Here is a 24,025-nt window from a genome sequence, read left to right as displayed (position 1 = left end):
TCCGAGCGGTCTCGATGTCGGACCGAAGGGGGCTGAGGCGCACCGGACTTCGCGAGTCGTCCAGCACGACCACACGCAGTTGGCCGCCGACCCGTGGTGCCGGCGCCTCCTCGGAGCACTATGAGGGGTCGTCACGCGGAGCGGTCCGCCACCTTGCGGTCGAGCCGCGAATGACGGCAGTAGCGGGGCGACCAGCTCCCAGAGCTCAGCAGGAACCAGACGCTTCGACAGATCACCCCTCACGGCCGCCATCATGCCGCTCGAACCTCAAGCCACGTGGCACGGACCTCTACGCTCTGGCCGAGGCGGCCGATCTGGCGGCCTGCTCGATCTTCGCGTAGTAGACGGCGCGGGCTTTTTCATCGATCTGCATCTCATGTTCGGGGCGCATCCCGGTTCGGCCGTCTACGCTTTCACGCAGGATGTCGGCGTGCCCGGCATGCCGGTTGGTCTCGCCGAGGACGTGGACCATGACGGCGAACAGGTTCGTGTGGGAATGGGGGTCCGGCCACCAGGGCACGTGGCCGGGGGCATCGAGGGGAAGCTCGTTGATCGTCGCGTCCGAGTGTTCCCGCGTGCGCCGGTAGAACTCGATGATCTGATCGCGGGTCTCGCCCTCAGTCGCCCACAGATCGCTGCCGTCGTGGTCCTGCCACCGGGGCAGAGGTTCCGGGAAAGGGCGGGCGAAGACCTCGCCAAAATACCTGGCCTCGACGCTGGCCACGTGTTTGACCAGGCCGAGGAGGTTGCTCCCGGTCACGGTCAACGGTCGGCGGGCGTCGTATTCGGACAAGCCGTCGAGCTTCCAGAGCAGTGCCTCGCGGTCCCGCCGCAGTCTCCCGTGCAGGTTGTCCTTCGCGAATTCATCGATCATGCGGCATGAGCCTGCCATGGGCTACTCGCGGCCTCAAGATCCCGTGCGTGGACCGCAACGACCGGAGCCGAAGTCTGGCAGATGTGGGGCGCGGGAGATGTGCCCTCAGTGCGATACAAACGATCCCTGGCCCAGCACGGTGTACAGACGCCCTTCCTGGCGGAGCGCAACTACGGCCTTCTGCGCTGTCGACTGACTGACATCGAATTCAGCAGCCAACGCCACTGTGCCGGGGAAGCGGGAGCCGGGTTCGTAGCGGCCGGCGTCCAGGCGTCGGCGCAGCTCATCAGCCACCTGGGGCCACACGGGGACGGAGCGGTCAAGGTCCATATCTCCAGCGTGGGCGAGTTCGCGAGATTGCGCTATCGCGGTTACGCGTTAGTGCGGTATCGCGCTTACGCATGATAGGGCCGAAGAGAACCCGGCGACCGGTTGGATGGAGTCAGCAGACATGACGGAAGCTACGCGCAGAACCCTTGGCTCGACCTGCGAACCGGTCGCTGCGCGGAGGAGGAAGGTCGTAGCTTCCCGAAGCTCAAGTCACGGAACTCGGGTCCCGGGGCCCGGGGTTCGAGCGTCGGAAAGGGTCCGGTCACTCTTTCGGGGGTACGTGTGAGGCTCCCGGACCGGCGCTTGAGCTTCGGGCTTCGGGGGTCGGAATCCGGGAGTCGGGATTCGAGCGATGTTGTACATCCGGGGGAAAAAGAAGGGGTTGGGAAAACCTACCCACCCTCCCCACCCCGTAACGGCCAGCAAGTATGACTAATAGTGACCGGCTTGCGGCGCAGAGTCGCGGATGCTTACGGTGCCCTCAACGAAACGACCCCGGCACGGTGTAGGAAGCACCATCCGGGGTCTCACCCCAAGATCGATACCCTAGAAAGACGATCTCGTGGCTACCCAGCACCCTAGCTCCGCCCCGTGCGCCCCCGCACCCTCGCGCCCGTACCGCCAGGCCCGCACCGGCTACGGCAAGCGTTCCGTGCTGGGGCAACCACCGTCCCAGGCATCCGACTTCGCCCTTCTCCGCGAGCGCGAGCGGTACGTCGCCGGGTACGTCGACCATCTCCCCGACGGTGCGGCCATGGACATCAAGTCGCTCGCCAAAGACCTCCCGCTGTACGGACAGATGGCCATCGGTACCGCCCTGCGTACCCTCGCGGTCGCCGGCCACCTCCGCCACGTACGCTGCCGCGTCGAATCGTCCGGCCAGAGCCGCTGGGTGACGCGTACCTACTGGTCCCGCCGCGCCCGCGACAACGAGTGGTGGGCCAACCACCTCGCGGGCGAGGCGACCGGGGGAGAGGGCTCGTCCACGCAGGAAGCGCCCGCACCGCCGCCGCCCTGGGTGCCTGCCGAAGAGCCGGTCCCCGTACCGCAGCAGAGGCCGACGGCCGACCCGGCTCCGGACAGCGCCGCCTCCTCGCCCGCCTACGTCGCACTGGCCCGGCTCGGGCGCCTCGAACCCCGGCTGGCCCTCTCCGCCGGGGACTGCGCCGCGCTGGAGCGGTTCGCAGCGGAGTGGTTCGCCCGTGGGGTGGACGCCGACTACCTCACCCAGGCCCTGACCTCCGGCCTCCCCTCCCCGATCGGCTCGCCCGTCGGCTTCGTACGCCGTCGCCTCATCGACAAACTCCCGCCCCGGCTGCCCGACGCTCCTCCCCCTGGGTCGGCCGCGCTTGGGGTACGCCCGCTCCTGGTCGAGTGCGCGGAATGCGGTCGGCCCGGCCCGGCGGAGGCCCTCCCGGACGGCCTCTGTCGCCCCTGCCGCACCACCGTCCAGGCGGGGACCGGAGCCATCGAGGACCCGGCGGCCGAACTGCCCGGTGGGCGGGACGTCAAGGCGCTGGTGGGCAGCATGCGCAACCTGATGCGGGCGCCCTGAGGGCTCCCGGGCCATGGCGTTTGCGACGGCCTTCGTCCTGGCAGCCGCTCTGCTGACGGGCTGCGGTGGTGGTGAGGAGAAGCCCGCCGACACCAGCAAGGCGGCGAGTTCCGCGAGTCCGAAGGCCGAGAAGTCGGAGGAATCCGGGGGCAGCGGCGTCTCTGAGGGCCCCTCGCACGAGGTCACCATCAAGATCGATGGTGAGGGCACGGGCACCGTCATGTACACCCTCGACGAGTCGGAGACCCCGAAGGTGACCCTGCCCTGGTCGAAGACGGCCACCATCGCGGCGCGAGGCGCCGAGCAGGAGGTCGGCCGACTGGTGATCGCTGCGCCCGGACACATGATGACGGCCGACGGTGCATACGCCCCCCAGGCGACGTGTTCGATCGTCTTTGACGGCAAGACGGTGGTCGACACCAAGAAGGACCCGGGCAAGCCCTGCTCGTACACGTTCAAGTAGGGCAGGCCGCACGCGCTCGCGGGGGCGTCACGGACGTCCCCTTCTCATCACCACGGGCGTGGTGCGGCGCACCCGGTTCCGTCCGGGTGCGCCGCCTGCTCCCCGTCGCCGTCAGGCCGGCCGCAGCCACACCGTCGCCAGCGGTGGGAGCGTCAGCGTGATGCTGGTGTCCCGGCCGTGTGCCGGCACCGCCTCCGGCTTCAGCGGCTCCTCGTTGCGCACGTCGCTGCCGCCGTAGCGGGCCGCGTCGGTGTTGATGACCTCGACCCAGGCCTCCGGGCCGTCCGGTACGCCGATGCGGTAGTCGCTGCGCACCACCGGGGAGAAGTGCGAGACGGCGATCAGCGGCGAGCCGTCCGCGTCGTACCGGACGAAGGCGAACGCGTTGTCCTCTGCCGCGCCCCCGTCGATCCAGCTGAAACCTTCCGGCACGGTGTCCCGCTGCCAGAGCGCGGGCAGCGCGTGGTACACCGCGTTGAGGTCCGTGACCAGATTGCGTACGCCCCGGTGGTCGCCGGAGGCCTCGTAGGTCTCGTCGAGCAGCCACCAGTCCGGGCCGTGCCCCTCGGACCACTCGGCGCCCTGAGCGAACTCCTGTCCCATGAAGAGGAGTTGCTTGCCCGGATGGGCCCACATGTAGCCGAGGTACGCGCGGTGGTTGGCCCGCCGCTGCCACCAGTCGCCGGGCATCTTGGTGACAAGGGCCTGCTTGCCGTGCACGACCTCGTCGTGCGAGATCGGCAGCACGTAGTTCTCGCTGTACGCGTACACCATCGAGAAGGTCATCTCGTCGTGGTGGTACTTGCGGTGGATGGGCTCCTTGGACATGTACACCAGCGAGTCGTGCATCCAGCCCATGTTCCACTTCAGCCCGAAACCGAGCCCGCCGTGGTCCGTCGCGCGGGTGACGCCGTTCCAGGCGGTGGACTCCTCCGCCATCGTGACGACGCCGGGGTTGCGACGGTAGACCGTCGCGTTCATCTCCTGGAGGAAGGTGACCGCGTCCAGGTTCTCCCGGCCCCCGTGCTCGTTCGGCGACCACTGGCCGTCCTCGCGGGAGTAGTCGAGGTAGAGCATGGAGGCGACCGCGTCGACCCGCAGCCCGTCGATGTGGAACTCCTCGCACCAGTACGTGGCGTTGGACACGAGGAAGTTACGCACTTCCTTACGGCCGTAGTCGAACTCCAGCGTGCCCCAGTCCGGGTGCGCGGCCCGGTTCGGGTCGGAGTGCTCGTACAGCGGGCGGCCGTCGAACTCGGCGAGCGCCCAGTCGTCGCGGGGGAAGTGGGCCGGCACCCAGTCCATGAGGACGCCGATGCCCGCCGCGTGCAGTGCGTCGACCAGGAAACGGAAGTCGTCCGGGGTGCCCATGCGGGACGTCGGCGCGTAGAACCCGGTGACCTGGTAGCCCCAGGACCCTCCGAAGGGATGCTCGGAAACCGGCATCAGTTCCACATGGGTGAAGCCCAGATCCCGTACGTACGCCGGGAGTTGTGAGGCCAGTCGGCGGTAGTCGAGGCCGGGGCGCCAGGACGGCAGGTGGACCTCGTAGACCGAGAACGGGGCCTCGTGGACCGGGCGGTCGCCCCGGTGGCTCATCCAGTCCTCGTCCTGCCACACGTGGTGCGACGCGGTGACCACCGACGCTGTCGCGGGTGGTACCTCGGTGCTGCGGGCCATCGGGTCGGCGCGCTGGGTGTGCGAGCCGTCGGGCCTGCTGATGTCGTACTTGTACACGGCGCCTTCGCCGACGCCGGGGAGGAAGAGCTCCCACACGCCGGTGGAGCCGAGGGAGCGCATGGGGAAGGCCGTGCCGTCCCAGTAGGTGAAGTCGCCCGTGACGCGCACGCCCCGCGCGTTCGGCGCCCAGACGGTGAAGCGGGTGCCCGCGACACCCTGGTGCTCCATCGTCTGGGAGCCGAGTGCCTTCCACAGCTCCTCGTGCCGGCCCTCGCCGATCAGGTGCAGATCGAGTTCGCCGATGGCGGGCAGGAAGCGGTACGGGTCCTCCACCTCGATCGTGTTGTCGTCGTAGGCGACCTGCAGGCGGTAGCCGTCGGGCACGGCCGGCAGGGGCAGGATGCCCGAGAAGAAGCCGTCGCCGTCGCTCTGCAGCGCGGCCCGTTTGCCCCCGGCCAGCACGGTCACCGAGCGCGCGTACGGGCGCAGCGCGCGGAAGAGCACTCCGCCCGGGGTCGGGTGCGCGCCCAGGACGCCGTGCGGATCGTGGTGCTCACCCGCGAGCAGCCGGCCCCGGTCCGCGTCGTCCAGGGCGGTGGCGGGCAGCACGCTCCTGCTGCCTCCCCCGCGCCGGGGGCGGGGCGGGGTCTTGGAGGCCGCCGCAGTCGTCTTCCTGGCTCGGGCCCGCTTGACGGGCGGCGGCGGGGGCGCGTCGGCAGGCGCGTCCGTGGGGGCGGCGGCAGGGGCCGTGGCGGGAGTGGTGGCGGGCGCCGCGGCCGGGGCGGTGACCTCGGTGGTCACCGGCTTGGCCGTGGGCGGGACCTCGATCGGCTCGGACGGCTTGCGGGACGGCTTGCGGGCGGTCACGGAGACAGCCTCCTCGAAGGCTCGTGGGCTCGTACGGCCCGGGGTGGGTGGTGGGAAGCGGAGGTCACACGGGCGTGGCCGCCAGGCGCTGGATGGCTGCCATAGGGACCGGCAGCCAGTCGGGGCGGTGCCGGGCCTCGTACAGCACCTCGTACACCGCCTTGTCGGTCTCATGGGCGCGCAGCAGCTCCGGTCGGGAGCGGGGGTCGGAGCCCGCCGCGGCGGCATAGCCCTCGCAGTACGCGGCACGGCAGCGGGCCGCCCACGCGGGGTTCCACGGGTGGTGCGAGCGGGCCGCGTAGTCGAAGGACCGGAGCATCCCGGCGACGTCGCGCACCGTCGGCTGCGGGCTGCGGCGTTCGGGCAGCGGCTTGGCCGGCTCGCCCTCGAAGTCGATCAGCGACCAGAAGCCGTCGTCGTCCCGCAGGGTCTGCCCCAGGTGCAGATCCCCGTGGACCCGCTGCGCCGCCCAGCCGTGACCGGTGTCCCCGAGCGCCGCGACGGCGTCGAAGGCGGTGCGCAGCCCCGGTGCGTACGGGGCGAGCGCCGGGACCGCCTGGGCCGCGGCCTCCAGGCGCTCCACCATCCCGGCCACCAGGTCCCTGGTCCGTTCGTGGGCCAGGGGCGGCGTCGGCAGTGCGGCGGCGAGGGCCGTGTGCACCTCGGCGGTGGCCCGGCCGAGCGCGTGCGCCTCGGGTACGAAGTCCCGCCCGGTGGCCAGGGCGGCCAGCGCGAGCTGCCAGCCGTCCTGGACGCCCCGCAGGAAGGGCTGGAGCACGCCGAGCGTGAGCGGCTCCGGGGTGGCCGTCGCCTCGAACCAGGCGACCGGGGCGGGGACCCGGCCGCAGCCCTCCCGGCCCAGTGCGAGCGGCAGTTCGAGGTCGGGGTTGGTGCCGGGGAAGACGCGGCGGAAGATCTTCAGGATGAGGGCGTCCCCGTAGACGAGCGAGGAGTTCGACTGCTCGGTGTCCAGGAGGCGCGGGGCGAGGGACGGCGGAACGGTGCCCGCCCGGTCGAAGCGGAGGATGCCGAGGGATCCGGGGTTACGGAATCGTTCCAGCAGAAGGTCGGCGACGCGTGGGTCGTGCAGCCCCTCGTACAGGGTGCGGCCCGCCAGCGGGCCGTCCGTGACCTGGCCGATGCGGGCGTCGGCCAGACGTGGGGGGAGCGTGGTGCGCGCGCCGAGCAGGAGTTGGTAGCAGTCTCCCTGGGCATGCGCGGAGCGGCTGCTCGGCTGGTGTACGCGGACGAGCAGGTGCAGCAGCCCGGGGGCTGTGCCCGGGGTGTCCAGGGGCAGTATCTCGGTGGCCGCGACGAGGGAGAAGCCGGTGACCGGCTGCCCCTTGCCCGCGAACCACCGCTGCCGGGGCACCCACTCGTGGAGCAGTGGGGCGAGTGACGCCAGGAGGGCCGTGGCCCCCGGGGCGCTCGTCGAATGTCGTCTTGTCGTCTTTCTCGATGTTGTGTTCTTCGCCAGGGCGACTCGAGTGGATGCAGCCTCCGACATGGCATCGCGTCCTTTCCCCGGGCACACCACAGGATGCGAAGAGTGTCCCGGATTGCGGCAATGGCTGTCCGGCTGTGCGGGACGTGTCGGGTGAGGAAATGTCCGTATGGACTCGATCGGTGCTCGATCAGTGCTCGTTCGGTGCTCGATCAATGCTTGATCAAGGGGCCACAAGAGTCCGGAAGAGCCAGGAAGTGCTCGATATGGGGGAGAGTGCCCCGTGCGGGGCGGTGGAAACCGCCCCGCGGGTGGCGCCCCGCAGGCGGGGCGCCGTCAGCCGGCCTTCACCGGTGGTCAGCTGACCGAGGCGTCCTTCCGCAGCCGGAACCAGTAGAAACCGTGCCCCGCGAGTGTCAGCAGGTAGGGCCACTGACCGACGGCGGGGAAGCGCACCCCGCCGATCAGCTCCACCGGATGACGCCCGTCGAAGGTGCGCAGATCGAGCTCCGTCGGCTGCGCGAACCGCGAGAAGTTGTGGACGCACAGCACGAGGTCGTCCTTGTACTCACGGGTGAAAGCGATCACCGCCGGGTTCGAGGACGGCAGTTCGCTGTACGAGCCGAGGCCGAACGCCGGGTTCTGCTTGCGGATCTCGATCATCCGCCGCGTCCAGTGCAGCAGCGACGACGGCGAGGCCATCGATGCCTCGACGTTGGTGACCTGGTAGCCGTAGACCGGGTCCATGATCGTGGGGAGGTAGAGCCGGCCCGGGTCGCTGGAGGAGAACCCGGCGTTACGGTCGGGTGTCCACTGCATCGGGGTGCGTACGGCGTCACGGTCGCCCAGCCAGATGTTGTCGCCCATCCCGATCTCGTCCCCGTAGTAGAGGATCGGGGAGCCGGGCAGGGACAGCAGCAGCGCCGTGAACAGCTCGATCTGGTTGCGGTCGTTGTCCAGGAGCGGTGCGAGCCGCCGCCGGATGCCGATGTTGGCCCGCATCCGTGGATCCTTGGCGTACTCCGCGTACATGTAGTCGCGCTCTTCGTCCGTGACCATCTCGAGCGTGAGCTCGTCGTGGTTGCGCAGGAAGACGCCCCACTGGCAGCCCGACGGGATCTCCGGGGTCTTCGCCAGGATTTCCGAGACCGGGTAGCGGCTCTCGCGGCGTACGGCCATGAAGATGCGGGGCATCACGGGGAAGTGGAACGCCATGTGGCACTCGTCGCCGCCGGCCGTGTAGTCACCGAAGTAGTCGACGACGTCCTCCGGCCACTGGTTGGCCTCGGCCAGGAGCACGGTGTCCGGGTAGTTGGCGTCGATCTCCTTGCGGACCCGCTTGAGGAAGTCGTGGGTCTCGGGGAGGTTCTCGCAGTTGGTGCCCTCGCGCTGGTAGAGGTAGGGCACCGCGTCGACGCGGAAGCCGTCGATACCCAGGTCCAGCCAGAAGCGCAGGGCCGAGATGATCTCCTCCTGCACCGCCGGGTTCTCGTAGTTGAGATCGGGCTGGTGCGAGAAGAACCGGTGCCAGTAGTACTGCTTGCGGACCGGGTCGAAGGTCCAGTTGGACGTCTCGGTGTCGACGAAGATGATCCGGGCGTCCGGGAACTGCTTGTCGTCGTCGGCCCAGACGTAGTAGTCGCCGTACGGCCCGTCCGGGTCCGTGCGGGACTGCTGGAACCAGTCGTGCTGATCGCTCGTGTGGTTCATGACGAAGTCGATGATCACGCGCATGCCGCGCTGGTGCGCGGCGTCGACGAACTCCACGAAGTCGGCGAGGTCGCCGAATTCGGGCAGCACGGCGGTGTAGTCGGAGACGTCGTAACCACCGTCGCGCAGCGGGGACTTGAAGAACGGCGGCAGCCACAGGCAGTCGACGCCCAGCCACTGCAGGTAGTCCAGCTTGGCGGTGAGGCCTTTGAGGTCACCGACGCCGTCCCCGTTGGAGTCCTGGAAGGACCGGACGAGTACCTCGTAGAAGACGGCGCGCTTGAACCAGTCGGGATCGCGGTCCCTGGCGGGAGTGTCCTCGAACAGGTCGTGGACAGGCTCGTTGACGATCATGGTGTGGGTGACCCTCCGGTCGGCGGGGACGGTCGCAGGACCGCGATGTGCGCCGGAGTCGTGCCCGGCTCCAGGCGCACATAGAAGGTCCTGCCCCAGTGATAGGTGTCGCCGGTGAGCTCGTCGCGCACCGGCACGCTCTCGTGCCAGTCGAGGCCGAGACGCGGCATGTCCAACGAGACCGTGGCCTCCTGGGTGTGGTGAGGGTCGAGGTTGACGACCACCAGGACGGTGTCCGGGCCGGAGCGCTTGCTGTAGGCGATCAGTGCCTCGTTGTCGACCGGGTGGAAGTGGACGTCGCGCAGTTGCTGGAGCGCCGGATGGCGACGCCGGATCCGGTTGAGCGAGGTGATCAGAGGAGCGAGCGAGCGGCCCTCACGTTCCGCCGACTCCCAGTCCCTGGGCCTGAGTTGGTACTTCTCCGAGTCCTGGTACTCCTCGCTCCCGGGACGCACCGGGGTGTTCTCGCACAGCTCGAAACCCGCGTACACGCCCCAGGACGGGGACAGTGTCGCGGCCAGCACGGCCCGGGCCTCGAAGGCCGGACGGCCGCCCTCCTGGAGGTAACCGGGAAGGATGTCGGGCGTGTTCACGAAGAAGTTGGGCCGCATGTACGAGGAACTCTCGCCCGAGAGTTCGGTGACGTACTCGGTGAGTTCCTGCTTCGTGTTACGCCAGGTGAAGTACGTGTACGACTGCTGGAAGCCGACCGAGGCCAGCGTGCGCATCATCGCGGGGCGGGTGAAGGCCTCCGCCAGGAAGATGACGTCCGGGTCGGTGCGGTTGATGTCGGCGATCACCTTCTCCCAGAACACCACCGGCTTGGTGTGCGGATTGTCGACGCGGAAGATCCGCACCCCGTGCTCCATCCAGAACCGCAGGATGCGGACGGTCTCCGTGACGATCCCGGGCATGTCCATGTCGAACGCGATCGGATAGATGTCCTGGTACTTCTTGGGCGGGTTCTCGGCGTAGGCGATGGTCCCGTCCGGACGGTGGTGGAACCACTCCGGATGCTCCGTCACCCAGGGGTGGTCCGGCGAGCACTGGAGGGCGAAGTCGAGCGCGACCTCCATCCGCAGTGTGCGTGCCGTCGCGACGAAGTGGTCGAAGTCCTCGAGCGTGCCGAGATCAGGGTGGACGGCGTCGTGGCCGCCCTCGGCCGAACCGATCGCCCAGGGCACGCCCGGGTCGCCGTCGCCGGGGGTGAGGCTGTTGTTCGGGCCCTTGCGGTGGGTGGTGCCGATGGGGTGGACCGGCGGGAGATAGACCACGTCGAAGCCCATCGCGGCAACGGCGGGAAGCCGTTCGGCGGCGGTCCTGAAGGTACCGCTGATCACCCTCGGAGCGGGCAGGGACAGCTCCGACGTGACCGCCGCCGAAGCCTTCTTCCGAGCGGCTGCCGTCTTCGCGGTCTTCGTGGCCCGCGGCTTCCGGGCCGGCTTCGCGGGCGCCACCGCCTCCTCCCGCGCGCCCTCGGACCGCGGGAACAGCTCGTACCAGGAGCCGTACAGGGCGCGCCGGCGCTCCACCGTCAGTGGCAGCGGCCGGGACGCGGTGACCAGCTCGCGCAGGGGGTGGCGTCCGAGCGCCTCGTCCACCTCGGCGGTCAGCGCGGCCGCGAGCCGGGCGGCCGCCGGGCGCTTCGTGTCGCGCAGCGCGTCCACGGCCGCCAGCACGGCCTCCCGCCCGTCCTTCTTCGGCACGCCCTCGGCGGCGCGGGCGTACAACGCGGCCCCCTCGTCGAGGACCAGCGCGACGTCGATGCCCGCCGGAATCTTGATCCGCGCACGGGCGCGCCAGGTGCTGACCGGATCGCTCCACGCCTCGACGGTGTACGTCCAGTGCCCCTCGGACTCCGGGGTGACGTCGGCGCCCCACCGGTCCGTGCCGGGAGCGAGCTCGCGCATCGGCGTCCAGGGGCCGGGCCGTCCGTTCGGGTCGCACAGGACGACGTCGGCGGCCACGGCGTCATGGCCCTCGCGGAACACGGTGGCGCTGACCTCGAAGGTCTCGCCCACAACGGCTTTGGCGGGACGTCTGCCGCAGTCGACGAGCGGACGGACGTCCAGGACGGGAATGCGACCGATCATGGAATCACCTGGGGGTCGGAGCTCGGCATGCACGGCGCGGGACGTGGGCGTGAAGGGCTGACCGCGCGCGCCGCGATGGTGGGGGTGCGTCCTTTGTAGCTGCTCGGTCGTCGGCTGGCGGGCTGTGGGCATGGCCGCTCCTGTCCGCGTTCACTCGAATGGCACTCGAATGGCAGGTGCGCGGGCGGTTCGTGCTCGGACCGGGGCACCTGGGATGTGCAGCGCGGGGGTGTTACCGGGGAAGCCTTCCCACCGCTTTCGGGCGGCCAACCCGGCGGAGTGTCAACTCCTGGGTGCAACTGGTGCACGCGCTGTGGGCCGCGCGCCGGTCCCCCGGCCGCCACGCGGGCACCTCCGAAGCCTTCCCTGTGGTGCGGGGTGCCACAAGTCCGAGTGAGGAGGGGAAATCAGCCATATCGCCCGTGACAGAAGGGGGCGTAACTGGCGCATCTGGCCCATGCGGCGGCCTGGGCCGGAGGGGTGGGAGAGGGTGCCGGGGCCTCGTTGCACCGGTGGGGCACGTGAGGTGGCAGGGGGCGGTGCGCCCGGTGCAGCGTGGGGGACGGGGGCGGACGGACCGCGCCGGGGCGGGCCCACTGAGCCGGTCGCGCGCCGTGTCCGCGTTCGGCGGCACGCCGCTACCGTCGAGGGTGACGGAGAGGGCGCCCACCGTCGTGCGTCCCCTCGGATCCGTACGTCCCCTGTAAAGGTGGGATACGTGAAGGCCATTCGTCGATTCACCGTGCGTCCCGTCCTCCCCGAACCCCTGCGACCGCTCAGCGACCTCGCCCGCAACCTGCGCTGGTCCTGGCACACCGAGACCCAACAGCTCTTCCAGGCGGCCGACCCGGAGGGCTGGCGGCCCGCGGACGCCGACCCCGTGCGCCTGCTCGGTGCCGTCTCCGCCGCCCGCCTTGCCGAGCTGGCCGGCGACGAGCAGTTCCTGCACCGGCTCACCGAGGTGTCCGAGGACCTCCGTGAGTACCTCGACGGCCCGAGGTGGTATCAGGACCAGCTCTCCCAGGGCGCCGAGCTCCCCGCCGCCATCGCCTACTTCTCACCCGAATTCGGTGTCACCGCCGCCCTGCCCCAGTACTCGGGCGGCCTCGGCATCCTGGCCGGTGACCACCTGAAGGCCGCCAGCGACCTGGGCGTACCGCTCATCGGGGTCGGTCTGCTCTACCGGCACGGCTACTTCCGACAGAGCCTCTCCCGGGACGGTTGGCAGCAGGAGCACTACCCCGTCCTCGACCCCAACGAGCTGCCGCTCACCCTCCTGCGGGAGACCGACGGCAGCCCCAGCAGGGTCGTCCTCGCCCTGCCCGGCGGGCGCTCGCTCCACGCCTCGGTCTGGCAGGCCCGCGTCGGGCGCGTCCCCCTGCTGCTCCTGGACTCCGACGTCGAGGAGAACGCACCGGGCGAACGCGACGTCACCGACCGGCTCTACGGCGGCGGCAGCGACCACCGGCTGCTGCAGGAGATGCTGCTCGGCATCGGCGGGGTCCGCGCCGTGCGCACCTACTGCCGGCTGACCGGGCACGCGGACCCCGAGGTCTTCCACACCAACGAGGGCCACGCCGGATTCCTCGGCCTGGAGCGGATCCGTGAACTCTCCGACACGGGCCTGGACTTCGACGCCGCGCTGGAGGTCGTACGGGCAGGCGCGGTCTTCACCACGCACACCCCGGTACCCGCCGGGATAGACCGGTTCGAGCGCCAGCTCGTCGCCCGTCACTTCGGTGACGACGGCGAGCTGCCCGGGATCGGTGTGGACAGGATCCTGCGCCTCGGGATGGAGACCTACCCCGGCGGCGAGCCCGACCTCTTCAACATGGCAGTGATGGGGCTGCGGCTCGCCCAGCGCGCCAACGGGGTCTCGACCCTGCACGGAGCCGTCAGCCGGGAGATGTTCTCCGGCCTGTGGCCGGGATTCGACCCCTCCGAGGTGCCGATCACCTCGGTGACCAACGGGGTGCACGCCCCGACCTGGGTCGCCCCCGAGGTCCTCCGGCTCGGCGCCGGCGTCTTCGGCTCCGCACGTGCGCGGAACGCCCTCGCCGGAGCCGGGACGGGCCGCGCAGGAACGGCAGGCACCCCCGGACGCTGGGACGCCGTGACCGCCGTCCCGGACCACGAGATCTGGGACCTGCGCCGGGGGCTGCGCGAGCAGCTCGTCGCCGAGGTGCGCACACGGCTCCACGCCTCCTGGCGCAGGCGCGGCGCGGGCACCGCCGAACTGGGCTGGGTCGACGGCGTCCTCGACCCGGACGTGCTGACCATCGGCTTCGCCCGCCGGGTGCCTTCGTACAAACGGCTCACCCTCATGCTGCACGACCGCGACCGGCTGCGGGAGCTGCTGCTCCACCCGACGCACCCGATCCAGATCGTCGTCGCCGGCAAGGCCCACCCCGCCGACGACGGCGGCAAGCGGCTGATCCAGGAACTGGTGCGCTTCTCGGACGACCCGCGGGTACGCCATCGCATCGTCTTCCTGCCGGACTACGGCATGGGAATGGCGCAGAGGCTCTACCCGGGCTGCGACGTCTGGCTCAACAACCCGCTGCGCCCCCTGGAGGCCTGCGGCACCAGCGGGATGAAGGCGGCGCTCAACGGCTGCCTCAACCTCTCCGTGCGCGACGGCTGGTGGGACGAGTGGTTCGAGCCGGACTTCGGCTGGGCGATCCCCACCGCCGACGGGTCCGCCACGAACGAGGAGCGGCGTGACGAGCTGGAGGCCAACGCCCTCTACTCGCTGATCGAGGACCGGGTCGCCCCGCGCTTCTACGACCGCAACACCGAGGGCCTGCCCGAGCGATGGATCGAGATGGTCCGCCGCACCCTGGTCACCCTGGGCCCCAAGGTCCTCGCGGGCCGCATGGTGCGGGAGTACGTCGAAAGGCTCTACGCCCCCGCGGCGCTGTCGCGCCGGGCGCTGGAGCCCGTCGCCGCCCGCGAGCTCGCCACCTGGAAGGCCAGGATCCGTGCGGCCTGGCCGCAGGTGGCGGTCGATCACGTGGAGGCCTCCGCCGACACGGTCGTCGGCGGGTCCGCAGAGCTGGGATCCACCCTGGCACTGCGGGTCCGGATCGCCCTGGGCGGACTGGACCCGGAGGACGTCGAGGTGCAGGTGGTCGCCGGGCGGGTCGACTCCGGTGACGCGATCGCGGAGGCCCGGACGTTCCCGCTGAAGCCGGCCGGCGGTCACGACCTGGAGGACCGCTGGCTGTACGAGGGCCCACTCGCTCTCGACCGCACGGGTCCCTACGGCTACACCGTGCGCGTCCTGCCCTCGCATCCACGGCTCGCCTCGGGTGCGGAACTCGGCCTGGTCGCGGTGCCGAACGCCGCCACGGTCGACGGCGGCGGAATGCTTCTGCGCTGACACACGGGCCGGCGACGGGGCCGGGCGCCACACGCGTCCGGCCCCGCCGCCGTGCCCGACGGTCCCCGAAGGAAACCACCGACAGGGGTGTTTCTGCCGTGATCTGGCTAACATGACAACCGTGCCGGTGTCGCCCAGCAGCCACCGACGTGACAGCGAGGCGTCCCTGGGGCGCGAGTGGAGGTCAGCACGGTGAACGGCGGCGGAGGCCGAGCGAAACGCCTGACCCGTCGGCTGGCCGCGCGGAACGGCACCTCCCGGCCGTTGCACATCCGCCGGCCGGAAACCGTCCCGCTGCGGGGCGACCGCTTCACCACCGCGGCCAGGATGCGCTGGCTGCACGCCGCGAGCACCCGGATCGGCACGACCCTCGATCTGAAGCGCACGGCGGAGGAGCTGGCCGGATACAGCGTCCCGCGACTGGCCGACGGTGCGGCCGTCGACGTACTGGAGTCCGTCCTGCGTGGTGAGGAGGGCGAGCGTGTCACCGGTGCGGCGGTTCCCGTCACCCGGGCGGTGGCGGTCCGGGCCATCGACGCGCTGAACGAGCTCGAACCCTCACCCGTCGGCCAGGTCGTCGACCGCCGGGAGCGCCGCGAGACGCTGCTGACCCAGGAGTGCCTGCGCAACGGCCGTCCGGTGCTGGTCAGCCGCATGACGCCGGAGGACTACGCGCGCGTCACACCCACCCGGAGCGCTGCCGAGGCGATGCGGCGCCAGGGTGTCCACAGCTACATGGCCGTTCCGCTGATCGCCCGTGGGGTGCTGCTGGGCTCCGCCGACTTCGTACGCGCCGGGAACAGCCCGCCCTTCAACCGCGCAGACCTGGAGATCGCCGGTCAACTGGGCTCCATGGCCGCTGTGTTCATCGACAACGCCCGGCTCTACGGACGCGAGCGCGAGCACGTCGTCTCGCTGCAGCGCTCCCTGCTTCCGCGCGTCACCCCCCACACCCCGGGCCTGCGGGTGCACGCCCACTACGCTCCGGCCGTCGAGGCGCACGGGGTCGGCGGCGACTGGTACGACGTGGTGGCGCTCCCCAGCGGGCGTACGGCGCTGGTCGTCGGCGACGTCACCGGCCACGGGCTGCCCGCCGCCGCCACGATGGGCCGGCTCCGGGCCGTCGCCCGTACGCTCATGATGCTGGACATCGCACCCGACCGGGTGCTCGCCCGGCTGGACCTGGCGACCCGCGACCTGGAGGACGACCAGGTCGCCACCTGTCTGTGCGCGGTCTACGACCCGGTGGATTCCAGCTACACCATCGCCAGCGCGGGCCATCCGCCGCCGCTGCTGGTGGACGCCGGTGGTACCGCCCGTTATCTCGACGTGCCGGTCGGCGCGCCGCTGGGCGCCGGGGTCATCCCGTACGACGCGCTGCGGCTGCGCGGTCCGGCGGGGGGCCGGCTGGTGCTCTACACCGACGGGCTGATCAAGACCAGGACCGACGACGTGGACGTACAACTGGAGGGGCTGCGCGCGGCCGTGGCCGCGATGCCGCCCGAGCAGCTCGACGCCGGAGGCCCGCTCACCTCGCCGCGCCGCGACGACGGCCGCTTCGACGAGGCCGTGCTGCTGGTCGCCGGGGGCCATGAGCCGCCGTCCGACATGAAGTTGCGGGAGTGGGACCTGCCCACGGAAGGCAACCCCGCCTCCACCGCGCGCCGGCTGATCACCGAGCAGCTCTCCCGGTGGGGCCTCGACGAACTGGCGGACGTGACGGAGCTGGTGGTCAGCGAGCTGGTCGGCAACGCCCTCCGCTACGGCGGCGGCCCGGGCCGGCTCCGGCTGCTCTACGACGACCGGCTCCAGGTCGAGCTCGCCGACACCGGGCCCGATCTTCCGCAGATCCAGCACGCCGACGTCAGCGACGAGGGCGGCCGGGGGCTGCAGCTCATCAACCTGCTGTGCCGCAGGTGGGGTTCGTGCCGCACCGCGACCGGCAAGGTCGTCTGGGCCGAGCAGAACATCCCGGGGTGAACGTGGCCCCGGCCGGACGCGCGACGGCCCGGGGGAGCGTGCTCCCCCGGGCCGTCCGGCTCAGAAGGTGAGCTTGACGCTGTTGAAGGTGCCGGTGTCGCCCGAGTAGGCGTCCTGGACCCTCAGGTTCCACGTGCCGTTGGCCACCTCGGACGAGGCGTTGACCGTGTAGGTCGCCACCACGTTGTCCGCGGAGTCGCTCGACGAGGAGTTCTTCAGGCGGTACGCCGTCCCGTCCGGGGCGACCAGGTCGAGGACGAGGTCACCGCGGTAGGTGTGGCTGATGTTCACCGCGACCGACAGATCATTGGGCGCGTTGCCGGTGACGCCGCTGACCACGACCGGGAAGTTCGCGGTGCTCCGGTCGGCGATGGCCTTGGCGGTCGTGTTCTGGAAGACCGTGCCGCCCGGGTCGGTGCCGCCACCGGGGCGGGAGCCCACGGCGATCCCGGCCCAGGCGTGGGCGACCGCGGCGTACTCGGCGCTCGTGGTGCCGTACAGCTCACCGGCCACGGCGAGGGTGCCGGTGCGGGCCGCGGCGTAGTTCGTGGTGGAGGTGAACTTCGTGGTGAGCGCCTTGAACCAGATCTGCAGCGCCTTGTCACGGCCGATGCCGGTCACCGGAAGGCCGTCGGACGTCGGGGAGTTGTAGGAGACCCCGTTGACGGTCTTGGCCCCGCTGCCCTCGGACAGCAGGTAGAAGAAGTGGTTCGCCGGGCCCGAGGAGTAGTGGACGTCGACCGAGCCGATGCCCGAGTACCAGTAGTCCTTGGACGCGCCGTCCTGGCTCGGCTTGTCCATGTAACGCAGCGGGGTGCCGTCGCCGTTGATGTCGATCTTCTCGCCGACCATGTAGTCGCCGGGGTCCTCGGCGGTGTCCGAGTAGAACTCGACGCCTGCCGCGAAGATGTCCGAGGTGGCCTCGTTGAGACCGCCGGACTCACCGCTGTAGTTGAGACCGGCGGTGTTGGAGGTGACGCCGTGCGTCATCTCGTGGGCCGCCACGTCGAGCGATGTCAGCGGCGCGGCGTTGCCGCTGCCGTCGCCGTACGTCATGCAGAAGCAGCTGTCCGACCAGAAGGCGTTGACGTAGTTGTTGCCGTAGTGGACGCGGGAGTACGCGCCGACGCCGTCGCCCCTGATGCCGCTGCGGCCCATGACGTTCTTGAAGAAGTCCCAGGTCTCCGCCGCCCCGTAGTGCGCGTCGGCGGCGGCGGTCTCGGCGTTCGACGCGCTGCCGTTGCCCCAGACGTCGTCGGGACCGGAGAACAGGGTCCCGGTGCCGGACGTACCGCGGTTCAGGTTGTACGTCCTGTGGTTGCCGCGCGCGCTGTCCGTCAGGTTGTACGAGCCCGAGGAACCGGAGGTCCCCAGGGTCACCTGGCCGTTGTACAGCGTGTTGCCGGTGCCGTTCTCGATGGCCTGCCACTCGTAGAGCTTGGCGCCGGAGGAGGCGTCGGTGATGACGTGCAGCTCGTTCGGGGTGCCGTCGTGCTGGAGGCCGCCGACCACCGTCTCGTACGCGAGCTGCGGGGCGCCGTTCGCCGCCCAGACGACCTTGCGCGGGGCCTTGGACGCCTCCGTGCTCTTCGAGCCGTCGGAGCGGGCCGCGGTGAGCGCCTGCTTCTCAGCGGTGGCCGGTGCGATGTCCGCGGTGGTGCCGACCGCCTTCAGCTGCGCGCCGGTCGCCTTGGACGCCTTGGTGACGCCCTGGGTCGCACCGGACTCCGACGCGGCCACGACCAGGTCGCCGCCCAGGACGGGAAGGCCGTCGAGGGTGCGCTCGTAACGGGTGTGGGTGGTGCCGTCGACGTCCTTGACGACATCGCGGACCACGAGCTTCTCCGTGGCGCCGAGCCCGAGTTCCTCGGCGGTGGCCGCCTTGGTGGCGTTGGCCTCGCGGAGCAGTTCGGCCCGCTGGGCCGGGGACAGCTTCGCGGGCAGAGCGCCGGGGTCGGCGCCCTTCACCGCCGCGGCGGGGGCCGCGGTCGCGCTTTCGGGGGCGGCCGTTGCGGCACCGCCCTGGATTCCGACGGCGAGGAGAGCGGCTGCGGCTATCAGAGCGCCGGTCGCGGTGGCACGACGGCTGGGCGTGGGTCTCACGCGGACTCCTTCTGCGAGGGGGCGCCGGCCAACCGGGTGAGCGGGCCGGGCAAAGCAGGCGGTACGCGGAACGGGGGAAGAGTGCCAGCCGGAACAGGGGTATGTCAGGACCGCGTCAATACATTGGCCGGAACTCGTCCGTTGCCGGAATGGTCATGTTCGTTAAGCGGACGTTTCGCCGTGTGTCATTCAGATGGCGCGGGAAATTGCCCGGGGTGTCTTCCGCCGTACGCCGCAGGGCAGAGAGGGGTTTCCCGCGGTAGCCATCGCCCTCGGACGGCGCACGGGGAAACGGAGTGGACCACGTGCTGAGACGGCGCGCAGGTATGGCCGGATCCGGGCCGGGCCAGTCGGCAGGGCGGCAACCGCTCACCCGCCGCGCCCCTGCCGCTCAACTGCCGGCCCGTCCGGGGCGGGGCGACGGCCCCGGCCCGGACGGCCGCCGGAGCACCCTCAGGCCAGGCTCTCCCGCCACGCCCGGTGCAGGCCCGCGAACCGGCCCGTACCGCCGATGAGTCCGGCCGGTGCGCCGTCCTCGACGATCCGGCCGTGTTCCATCACGAGGACCCGGTCGGCGATCTCGACCGTGGAGAGGCGGTGGGCGATGACGACGGCCGTGCGCCCGTGCAGCACCGTGTCCATCGCCCGCTGCACCGCCCGCTCACCGGGGATGTCCAGCGAACTCGTGGCCTCGTCGAGGATCAGCACCGCCGGGTCCGCCAGCAGCGCCCGTGCGAAGGAGACCAACTGGCGCTGTCCGGCGGAGATGCGGCCGCCCCGCTTACGGACATCCGTGTCGTACCCGTCGGGCAGGCAGCTGATGAAGTCGTGCGCCCCGATGGCCTTGGCGGCGTGCTCGATCTCCTCGGGTGTCGCGTCCGGACGGCCGATCGCGATGTTCTCGGCGATCGTCCCGGAGAACAGGAACGCCTCCTGGGTCACCATCACCACACCCCGCCGCAGCTCCGCCGTCGCCAGGTCACGCAGGTCGGTGCCGTCGAGCAGGACCCGGCCCTCCGTCGGGTCGTAGAAGCGGGCCAGCAGCTTGGCCAGCGTCGACTTGCCCGCACCGGTCGAGCCCACCACGGCCACGGTCTGGCCCGCCGGGATCGTCAGGGCGAAGCGCGGCAGCACCTCGCCCCCCGTGCGGTAGGCGAACCGCACCCCGTCGAACGTGACCTCGCGGCCGGGATGCTCACCGGCGAGGGCGGGCAGCTCCTTCGGCGCCACCGGCTCCGGCACCGTCGGCGTCCGGGCGAGCAGGCCGGCGATCTTCTCCAGTGAGGCGGCCGCCGACTGGTAGGAGTTGAGGAACATCGCGAGCCGGTCGATCGGGTCGTACAGCCGCCGCAGGTACAGCACCGCCGCGGCCAGCACACCGAGCTCCAGCGTGCCCGACGCCACCCGCTGGGCGCCCCACAGCACCATCGCCGCCACCGCCGTGTTGGCGACGAGCCGGGAGCCGACGACGTAGCGGGCCATCTCCAGCAGCGCGTCGCCGTTCGTCCGCTCGTGACGGCGGTTGAACACCGCGAAGTCCTGGTCGTTGGCGCGCTCCCTGCGGAAGGCCTGCACCGGGCGGATCCCGTTCATCGTCTCGGCGAACTTCACGATGACCGAGGCGATCGCCGAGGAGCGCTCCGAGTACGCCTTCGACGCCCGGCGGCGGTAGACGCGCACCAGCAGGTACAAGGGAACGAAGGAGGCCACGGCGATGGCTCCGATGCCGAAGTCGAGCCACAGCAGCATCAGGGAGATCGACACGAACGACAGGATCACCCCGATGAGTTCCTGCAGACCCTCGCTCAGCAGCTCACGCAGGGACTCCACATCCGTGGTCGAGCGGGAGATCAGCCGGCCCGAGGTGTAGCGCTCGTGGAAGTCCACACTCAGAGCCTGCGCGTGCCGGAAGATCCGCCCGCGCAGGTCGAGCAGCACGTCCTGGTTGATTCGGGCGGCCGCCCGGATGAAGGCGTACTGGAGCAGTCCCGCGCCGACCGAGCACACCGCGTACCCGATGCCCACGGCTGCCAGCGGCCCGTAGTCGTGGTCGCGGAACGCGGGCACACCGCTGTCGATGGCGTACGCGACCAGCAGAGGCCCCGCCTGCACGGCGGCCTGCTGGACGAGCAGCAGGAGGGAGGCCACGACCACCCTGGCCTTCAGCGGTACGAGCAGGGAGGTCAGCAGGGCCCTGGTGGCACCCGGAGGGGTGGGCAGGGCGTCGGCGTCGAACGGGTCGGCGTCGTCCGGCGCCCGGCCGGGCTCCTTCCCGTGCGGGTCTTCGTCGGCGAGGGCGGGTCGGCCGTCGGCAGTCGTACTGGTCATCGGGTGCTGCCCTCCTCGGGAACGAGAACGCCGGGCCCACGGTCACCGGACATCAGCCAGGCGTACTCGGCGTTGGTGCGCAGGAGTTCCTGATGGGTTCCCACGGCGGCGATCCGGCCCTCGGACAGCAGCGCCACCCGGTCCGCCAGCATCACCGTGGACGGCCGGTGGGCGACGACCACGGCCGTCGTCTCCTCCAGCACGCGCCGCAGCGCGGCCTCCACCAGCGTCTCCGTGTGCACGTCCAGTGCGGACAGCGGGTCGTCGAGCACCAGGAAGCGCGGCCCGCCGACCACGGCGCGGGCCAGCGCCAGGCGCTGGCGCTGGCCGCCGGAGAGGCTCAGCCCCTGCTCGCCGACCTGTGTGTCGATGCCCTGCGGCAGCTCGTGCACGAAGTCGGCCTGCGCGATCGACAGAGCCCGGCCCAGCTCCTGTTCGCCGGCACCCTCGGCGCCCATCAGCACGTTCTCCCTGACGGTCGCCGAGAAGAGGGTGGGCTCCTCGAAGGCGACCGACACCAGCTCGCGCAACCGGGACCGTTCCATGGTGGCGATGTCCTCGCCGTCGAGCAGGATCCGGCCGCCGGTGGCCTCGTGCAGCCGGGGGACGAGCGCCGTCAGCGTCGTCTTCCCGCAACCCGTGGCGCCCACCAGCGCCATCGTCTCGCCGGGCCGGATCCGCAGATCGATCCGCGCCAGGACGGGCGGAGAACCGGGATCGGCGTCCGGGTAGCGGAACTCCACCCCGTCGAAGACGATGCCCTGGTCCGCCGTCGCGGCGGGCTTCTCCGGGACCTCGGGCTCCGGCTCCTCCGCGACGTCCATGACCTCGAAGTAGCGGTCGGCGGCCGTCGCCGACTCCTGGCTCATCGCCAGCAGGAAACCGATCGACTCGACGGGCCAGCGCAGTGCCAGGGCCGTCGAGAGGAAGGCGACGAGCGTGCCCGCCGACAGACTGCCGTCGGCGACCTCGATCGTGCCGAGTACCAGCGCGGCACCGATCGCCAGCTCCGGGATGGCGGTGATGAGCGCCCAGATCCCGGCCAGCAGCCGGGCCTTGCCCAGCTCCGTGGTGCGCAGCCGCTGTGCCAGCGCGCGGAAGGCCAGCGCCTGGCTTCGGTTGCGTCCGAAGCCCTTGACGATGCGGATTCCCAGCACGCTCTCCTCGACGACCGTCGTCAGGTCGCCGACCTGGTCCTGGGCCCTGCGCGCCACCAGCGAGTACTTCGTCTCGAAGACCGAGCACAGGATCATCAGCGGGACGGCGGGAGCGAGCAGCACCAGTCCCAACGACCACTCCTGGGCGAACAGGATGACGAAGCCGACCAGAATCGTCGTCCCGTTGACCAGCAGGAACGTCAGCGGGAAGGCAAGGAACATCCGCAGCAGCATCAGGTCCGTGGTCCCGCGCGAGAGCAGCTGTCCCGAGGGCCAGCGGTCGTGGAACGCCACCGGCAGCCGCTGCAGATGGCGGTAGAGGTCGGCGCGCATCGACGCCTCGACACCGGCCAGTGGCCGGGCCACGAGCCACCGCCGGAGCCCGAACAGCCCTGCCTCGGCGATCCCCAGCAGCAGCAGCCACAGGGCTCCCAGCCACACCCCGCCGGGATCACGGTCCGCGACGGGACCGTCCACCATCCACTTCAGGACCAGCGGAATCAGCAGGGCGAGACAGGACGCGAGCATCGCCACGAGTGCCGCGCTGATCCAGCGCATGCGCACCGGTCTGACATAGGGCCACAGTCGCAGGAGGGAGCGCACGGCGGACCGGTCCGTGGGCTCTGCAGGTTTTCCGGGCATCAGGAGCGAGCTTATGGTTCACGGCTGACATCGCTCACGTGGTTTTCCGGTCACGCGCCATGGGTCGGAGCATCCTGTCAACCGATCGGCTGATGCCGGTCCGAGCGGGACGGCGGATACCGGCGCCGCCCGCCCGCCGGAATCCTTACGGGCATGGCGATCATCGAAGTGAACGGGGTCCGCAAGGCCTACGGAGGCCGCCCCGCGGTCGACGGGGTGAGCTTCACCGTCGACGAGGGGGAGATCTTCGGGATCCTCGGCCCCAACGGGGCCGGCAAGACCACCACGGTCGAATGCGTCGAGGGACTGCGGGTCCCCGACGCGGGCACGGTCCGGGTCGCCGGTCTGGACCCCGCCGTCGACCGCCGGGCGGTCACCCAGCTGCTGGGCGCCCAGCTCCAGGAGAGTGAGCTCCAGCCCAAGCTGACCGTGGGGGAGGCCCTGGAGCTGTACAGCGCCTTCTACCCGCACCCCGCGGACCGGCGGGCGCTCGCCGGACGGCTCGGTCTCGACGGTCACCTGGACCGCCGGTTCGCCAAGCTGTCGGGTGGCCAGAAGCAGCGCCTGTTCATCGCCCTCGCCCTCATCGGCAACCCCCGTGTGCTCGTACTGGACGAACTGACCACCGGCCTCGACCCCCGGGCCCGCCGCGACACCTGGAGGCTGATCGAGGAGATCAGGGACAGCGGGGTGACCGTCCTGCTGGTCACCCACTTCATGGAGGAGGCCCAGCGGCTCTGCGACCGGGTCGCGGTGATCGACAAGGGCCGCGTCGTCGCGCTCGACACCCCCGGCGGACTGATCGGCGGGACGGCGGGGTCGACCGCCATCTCCTTCACCCCGTCGGAGCCGATCGCGTACGCCGAACTCACGACGCTGCCGGGCGCCGTCACCGTGGACGTGACCGATCCGGGCGGCCGGGTGGTCATCCACGGTACGGACGACACCGCCAACGCCGTGATCACGCTCCTGGCCCGCCACCACATCACCGCCCGTCAGCTGCGCGTCGTCGAGGCCGGCCTGGACGACGTCTTCCTCGACCTCACGGAACAGGCCACATGAC

14 protein-coding genes are annotated in these 24,025 nt (G+C 70.8%); 5 read left to right on the top strand and 9 right to left on the bottom strand.

Annotated elements, in window-relative coordinates; translation table 11 throughout:
• Positions 1 to 289: 289 nt before the first annotated feature.
• Positions 290 to 874 (bottom strand): DinB family protein, encoded by a 585-nt coding sequence (locus ACFYSH_RS05775; protein WP_359467760.1) that lies wholly within the window; start codon positions 872 to 874, stop codon positions 290 to 292.
• 105 nt (positions 875 to 979) lie between these two features.
• Positions 980 to 1,204, bottom strand: a complete 225-nt coding sequence (locus tag ACFYSH_RS05770; RefSeq protein WP_359467756.1) for a winged helix-turn-helix domain-containing protein — start codon at positions 1,202 to 1,204, stop codon at positions 980 to 982.
• 562 nt (positions 1,205 to 1,766) lie between these two features.
• Here ACFYSH_RS05770 and ACFYSH_RS05765 point away from each other — a divergent pair.
• Together ACFYSH_RS05765 and ACFYSH_RS05760 are read left to right on the top strand one after the other, a co-directional pair.
• Positions 1,767 to 2,759 (top strand): MarR family transcriptional regulator, encoded by a 993-nt coding sequence (locus ACFYSH_RS05765; RefSeq protein ID WP_388751051.1) that lies wholly within the window; start codon positions 1,767 to 1,769, stop codon positions 2,757 to 2,759.
• 13 nt (positions 2,760 to 2,772) lie between these two features.
• Positions 2,773 to 3,222 carry a hypothetical protein gene (locus ACFYSH_RS05760; RefSeq protein ID WP_359467734.1) on the top strand — a complete coding sequence of 150 codons (450 nt, stop codon included), beginning with the start codon at positions 2,773 to 2,775 and terminating at the stop codon, positions 3,220 to 3,222.
• Positions 3,223 to 3,333: 111 nt separating this feature from the next.
• Here ACFYSH_RS05760 and glgB read toward each other — a convergent pair whose 3' ends face one another.
• From glgB to ACFYSH_RS05740, 4 genes are all read right to left on the bottom strand, one after another.
• A complete protein-coding gene (gene glgB, locus ACFYSH_RS05755) occupies positions 3,334 to 5,769 on the bottom strand; it encodes a 1,4-alpha-glucan branching enzyme (RefSeq protein ID WP_359467732.1) in 2,436 nt (811 codons plus the stop codon).
• A gap of 64 nt (positions 5,770 to 5,833) precedes the next feature.
• Positions 5,834 to 7,276, bottom strand: a complete 1,443-nt coding sequence (locus ACFYSH_RS05750; RefSeq protein ID WP_359467730.1) for a maltokinase — start codon at positions 7,274 to 7,276, stop codon at positions 5,834 to 5,836.
• 294 nt (positions 7,277 to 7,570) lie between these two features.
• Positions 7,571 to 9,277, bottom strand: coding sequence for a maltose alpha-D-glucosyltransferase (gene treS, locus ACFYSH_RS05745; protein ID WP_359467727.1), 1,707 nt, complete (start codon positions 9,275 to 9,277; stop codon positions 7,571 to 7,573).
• Positions 9,274 to 11,370 (bottom strand): alpha-1,4-glucan--maltose-1-phosphate maltosyltransferase, encoded by a 2,097-nt coding sequence (locus ACFYSH_RS05740; protein ID WP_388751048.1) that lies wholly within the window; start codon positions 11,368 to 11,370, stop codon positions 9,274 to 9,276. Before ACFYSH_RS05740 ends, treS begins: the two co-directional genes overlap by 4 nt.
• A 718-nt stretch (positions 11,371 to 12,088) precedes the next feature.
• Here ACFYSH_RS05740 and glgP point away from each other — a divergent pair.
• Together glgP and ACFYSH_RS05730 are read left to right on the top strand one after the other, a co-directional pair.
• Complete coding sequence (gene glgP, locus ACFYSH_RS05735; RefSeq protein ID WP_359467721.1) at positions 12,089 to 14,752, top strand: alpha-glucan family phosphorylase; 2,664 nt, start codon at positions 12,089 to 12,091, stop codon at positions 14,750 to 14,752.
• Between the two features lie 177 nt (positions 14,753 to 14,929).
• Positions 14,930 to 16,732, top strand: a complete 1,803-nt coding sequence (locus tag ACFYSH_RS05730) for a SpoIIE family protein phosphatase (protein WP_359467718.1) — start codon at positions 14,930 to 14,932, stop codon at positions 16,730 to 16,732.
• 60 nt (positions 16,733 to 16,792) lie between these two features.
• Here ACFYSH_RS05730 and ACFYSH_RS05725 read toward each other — a convergent pair whose 3' ends face one another.
• The 3 genes from ACFYSH_RS05725 to ACFYSH_RS05715 form a co-directional block, all read right to left on the bottom strand.
• Entirely contained in the window at positions 16,793 to 18,835 is a 2,043-nt protein-coding gene (locus ACFYSH_RS05725; protein WP_388751045.1) for a M4 family metallopeptidase, read from the bottom strand.
• Positions 18,836 to 19,288: 453 nt separating this feature from the next.
• Positions 19,289 to 21,163: an ABC transporter ATP-binding protein gene (locus ACFYSH_RS05720; protein ID WP_388751043.1), complete on the bottom strand. Its 1,875-nt coding sequence runs from the start codon at positions 21,161 to 21,163 to the stop codon at positions 19,289 to 19,291.
• Positions 21,160 to 22,962, bottom strand: coding sequence for an ABC transporter ATP-binding protein (locus tag ACFYSH_RS05715; RefSeq protein WP_388751041.1), 1,803 nt, complete (start codon positions 22,960 to 22,962; stop codon positions 21,160 to 21,162). The genes ACFYSH_RS05720 and ACFYSH_RS05715 overlap by 4 nt, the downstream gene beginning before the upstream one ends.
• Positions 22,963 to 23,115: 153 nt before the next feature.
• Here ACFYSH_RS05715 and ACFYSH_RS05710 point away from each other — a divergent pair, with 153 nt between their 5' ends.
• Positions 23,116 to 24,024 (top strand): ABC transporter ATP-binding protein, encoded by a 909-nt coding sequence (locus tag ACFYSH_RS05710; protein WP_359467706.1) that lies wholly within the window; start codon positions 23,116 to 23,118, stop codon positions 24,022 to 24,024.
• Position 24,025 lies beyond the last annotated feature (1 nt).

This window comes from Streptomyces sp. NPDC005791, from assembly GCF_042871485.1.
Classification (GTDB): domain Bacteria; phylum Actinomycetota; class Actinomycetes; order Streptomycetales; family Streptomycetaceae; genus Streptomyces.
The sequence above is the reverse complement of the archived record's forward strand: the minus strand, read 5'-3'. Positions and strand labels throughout refer to the sequence as shown.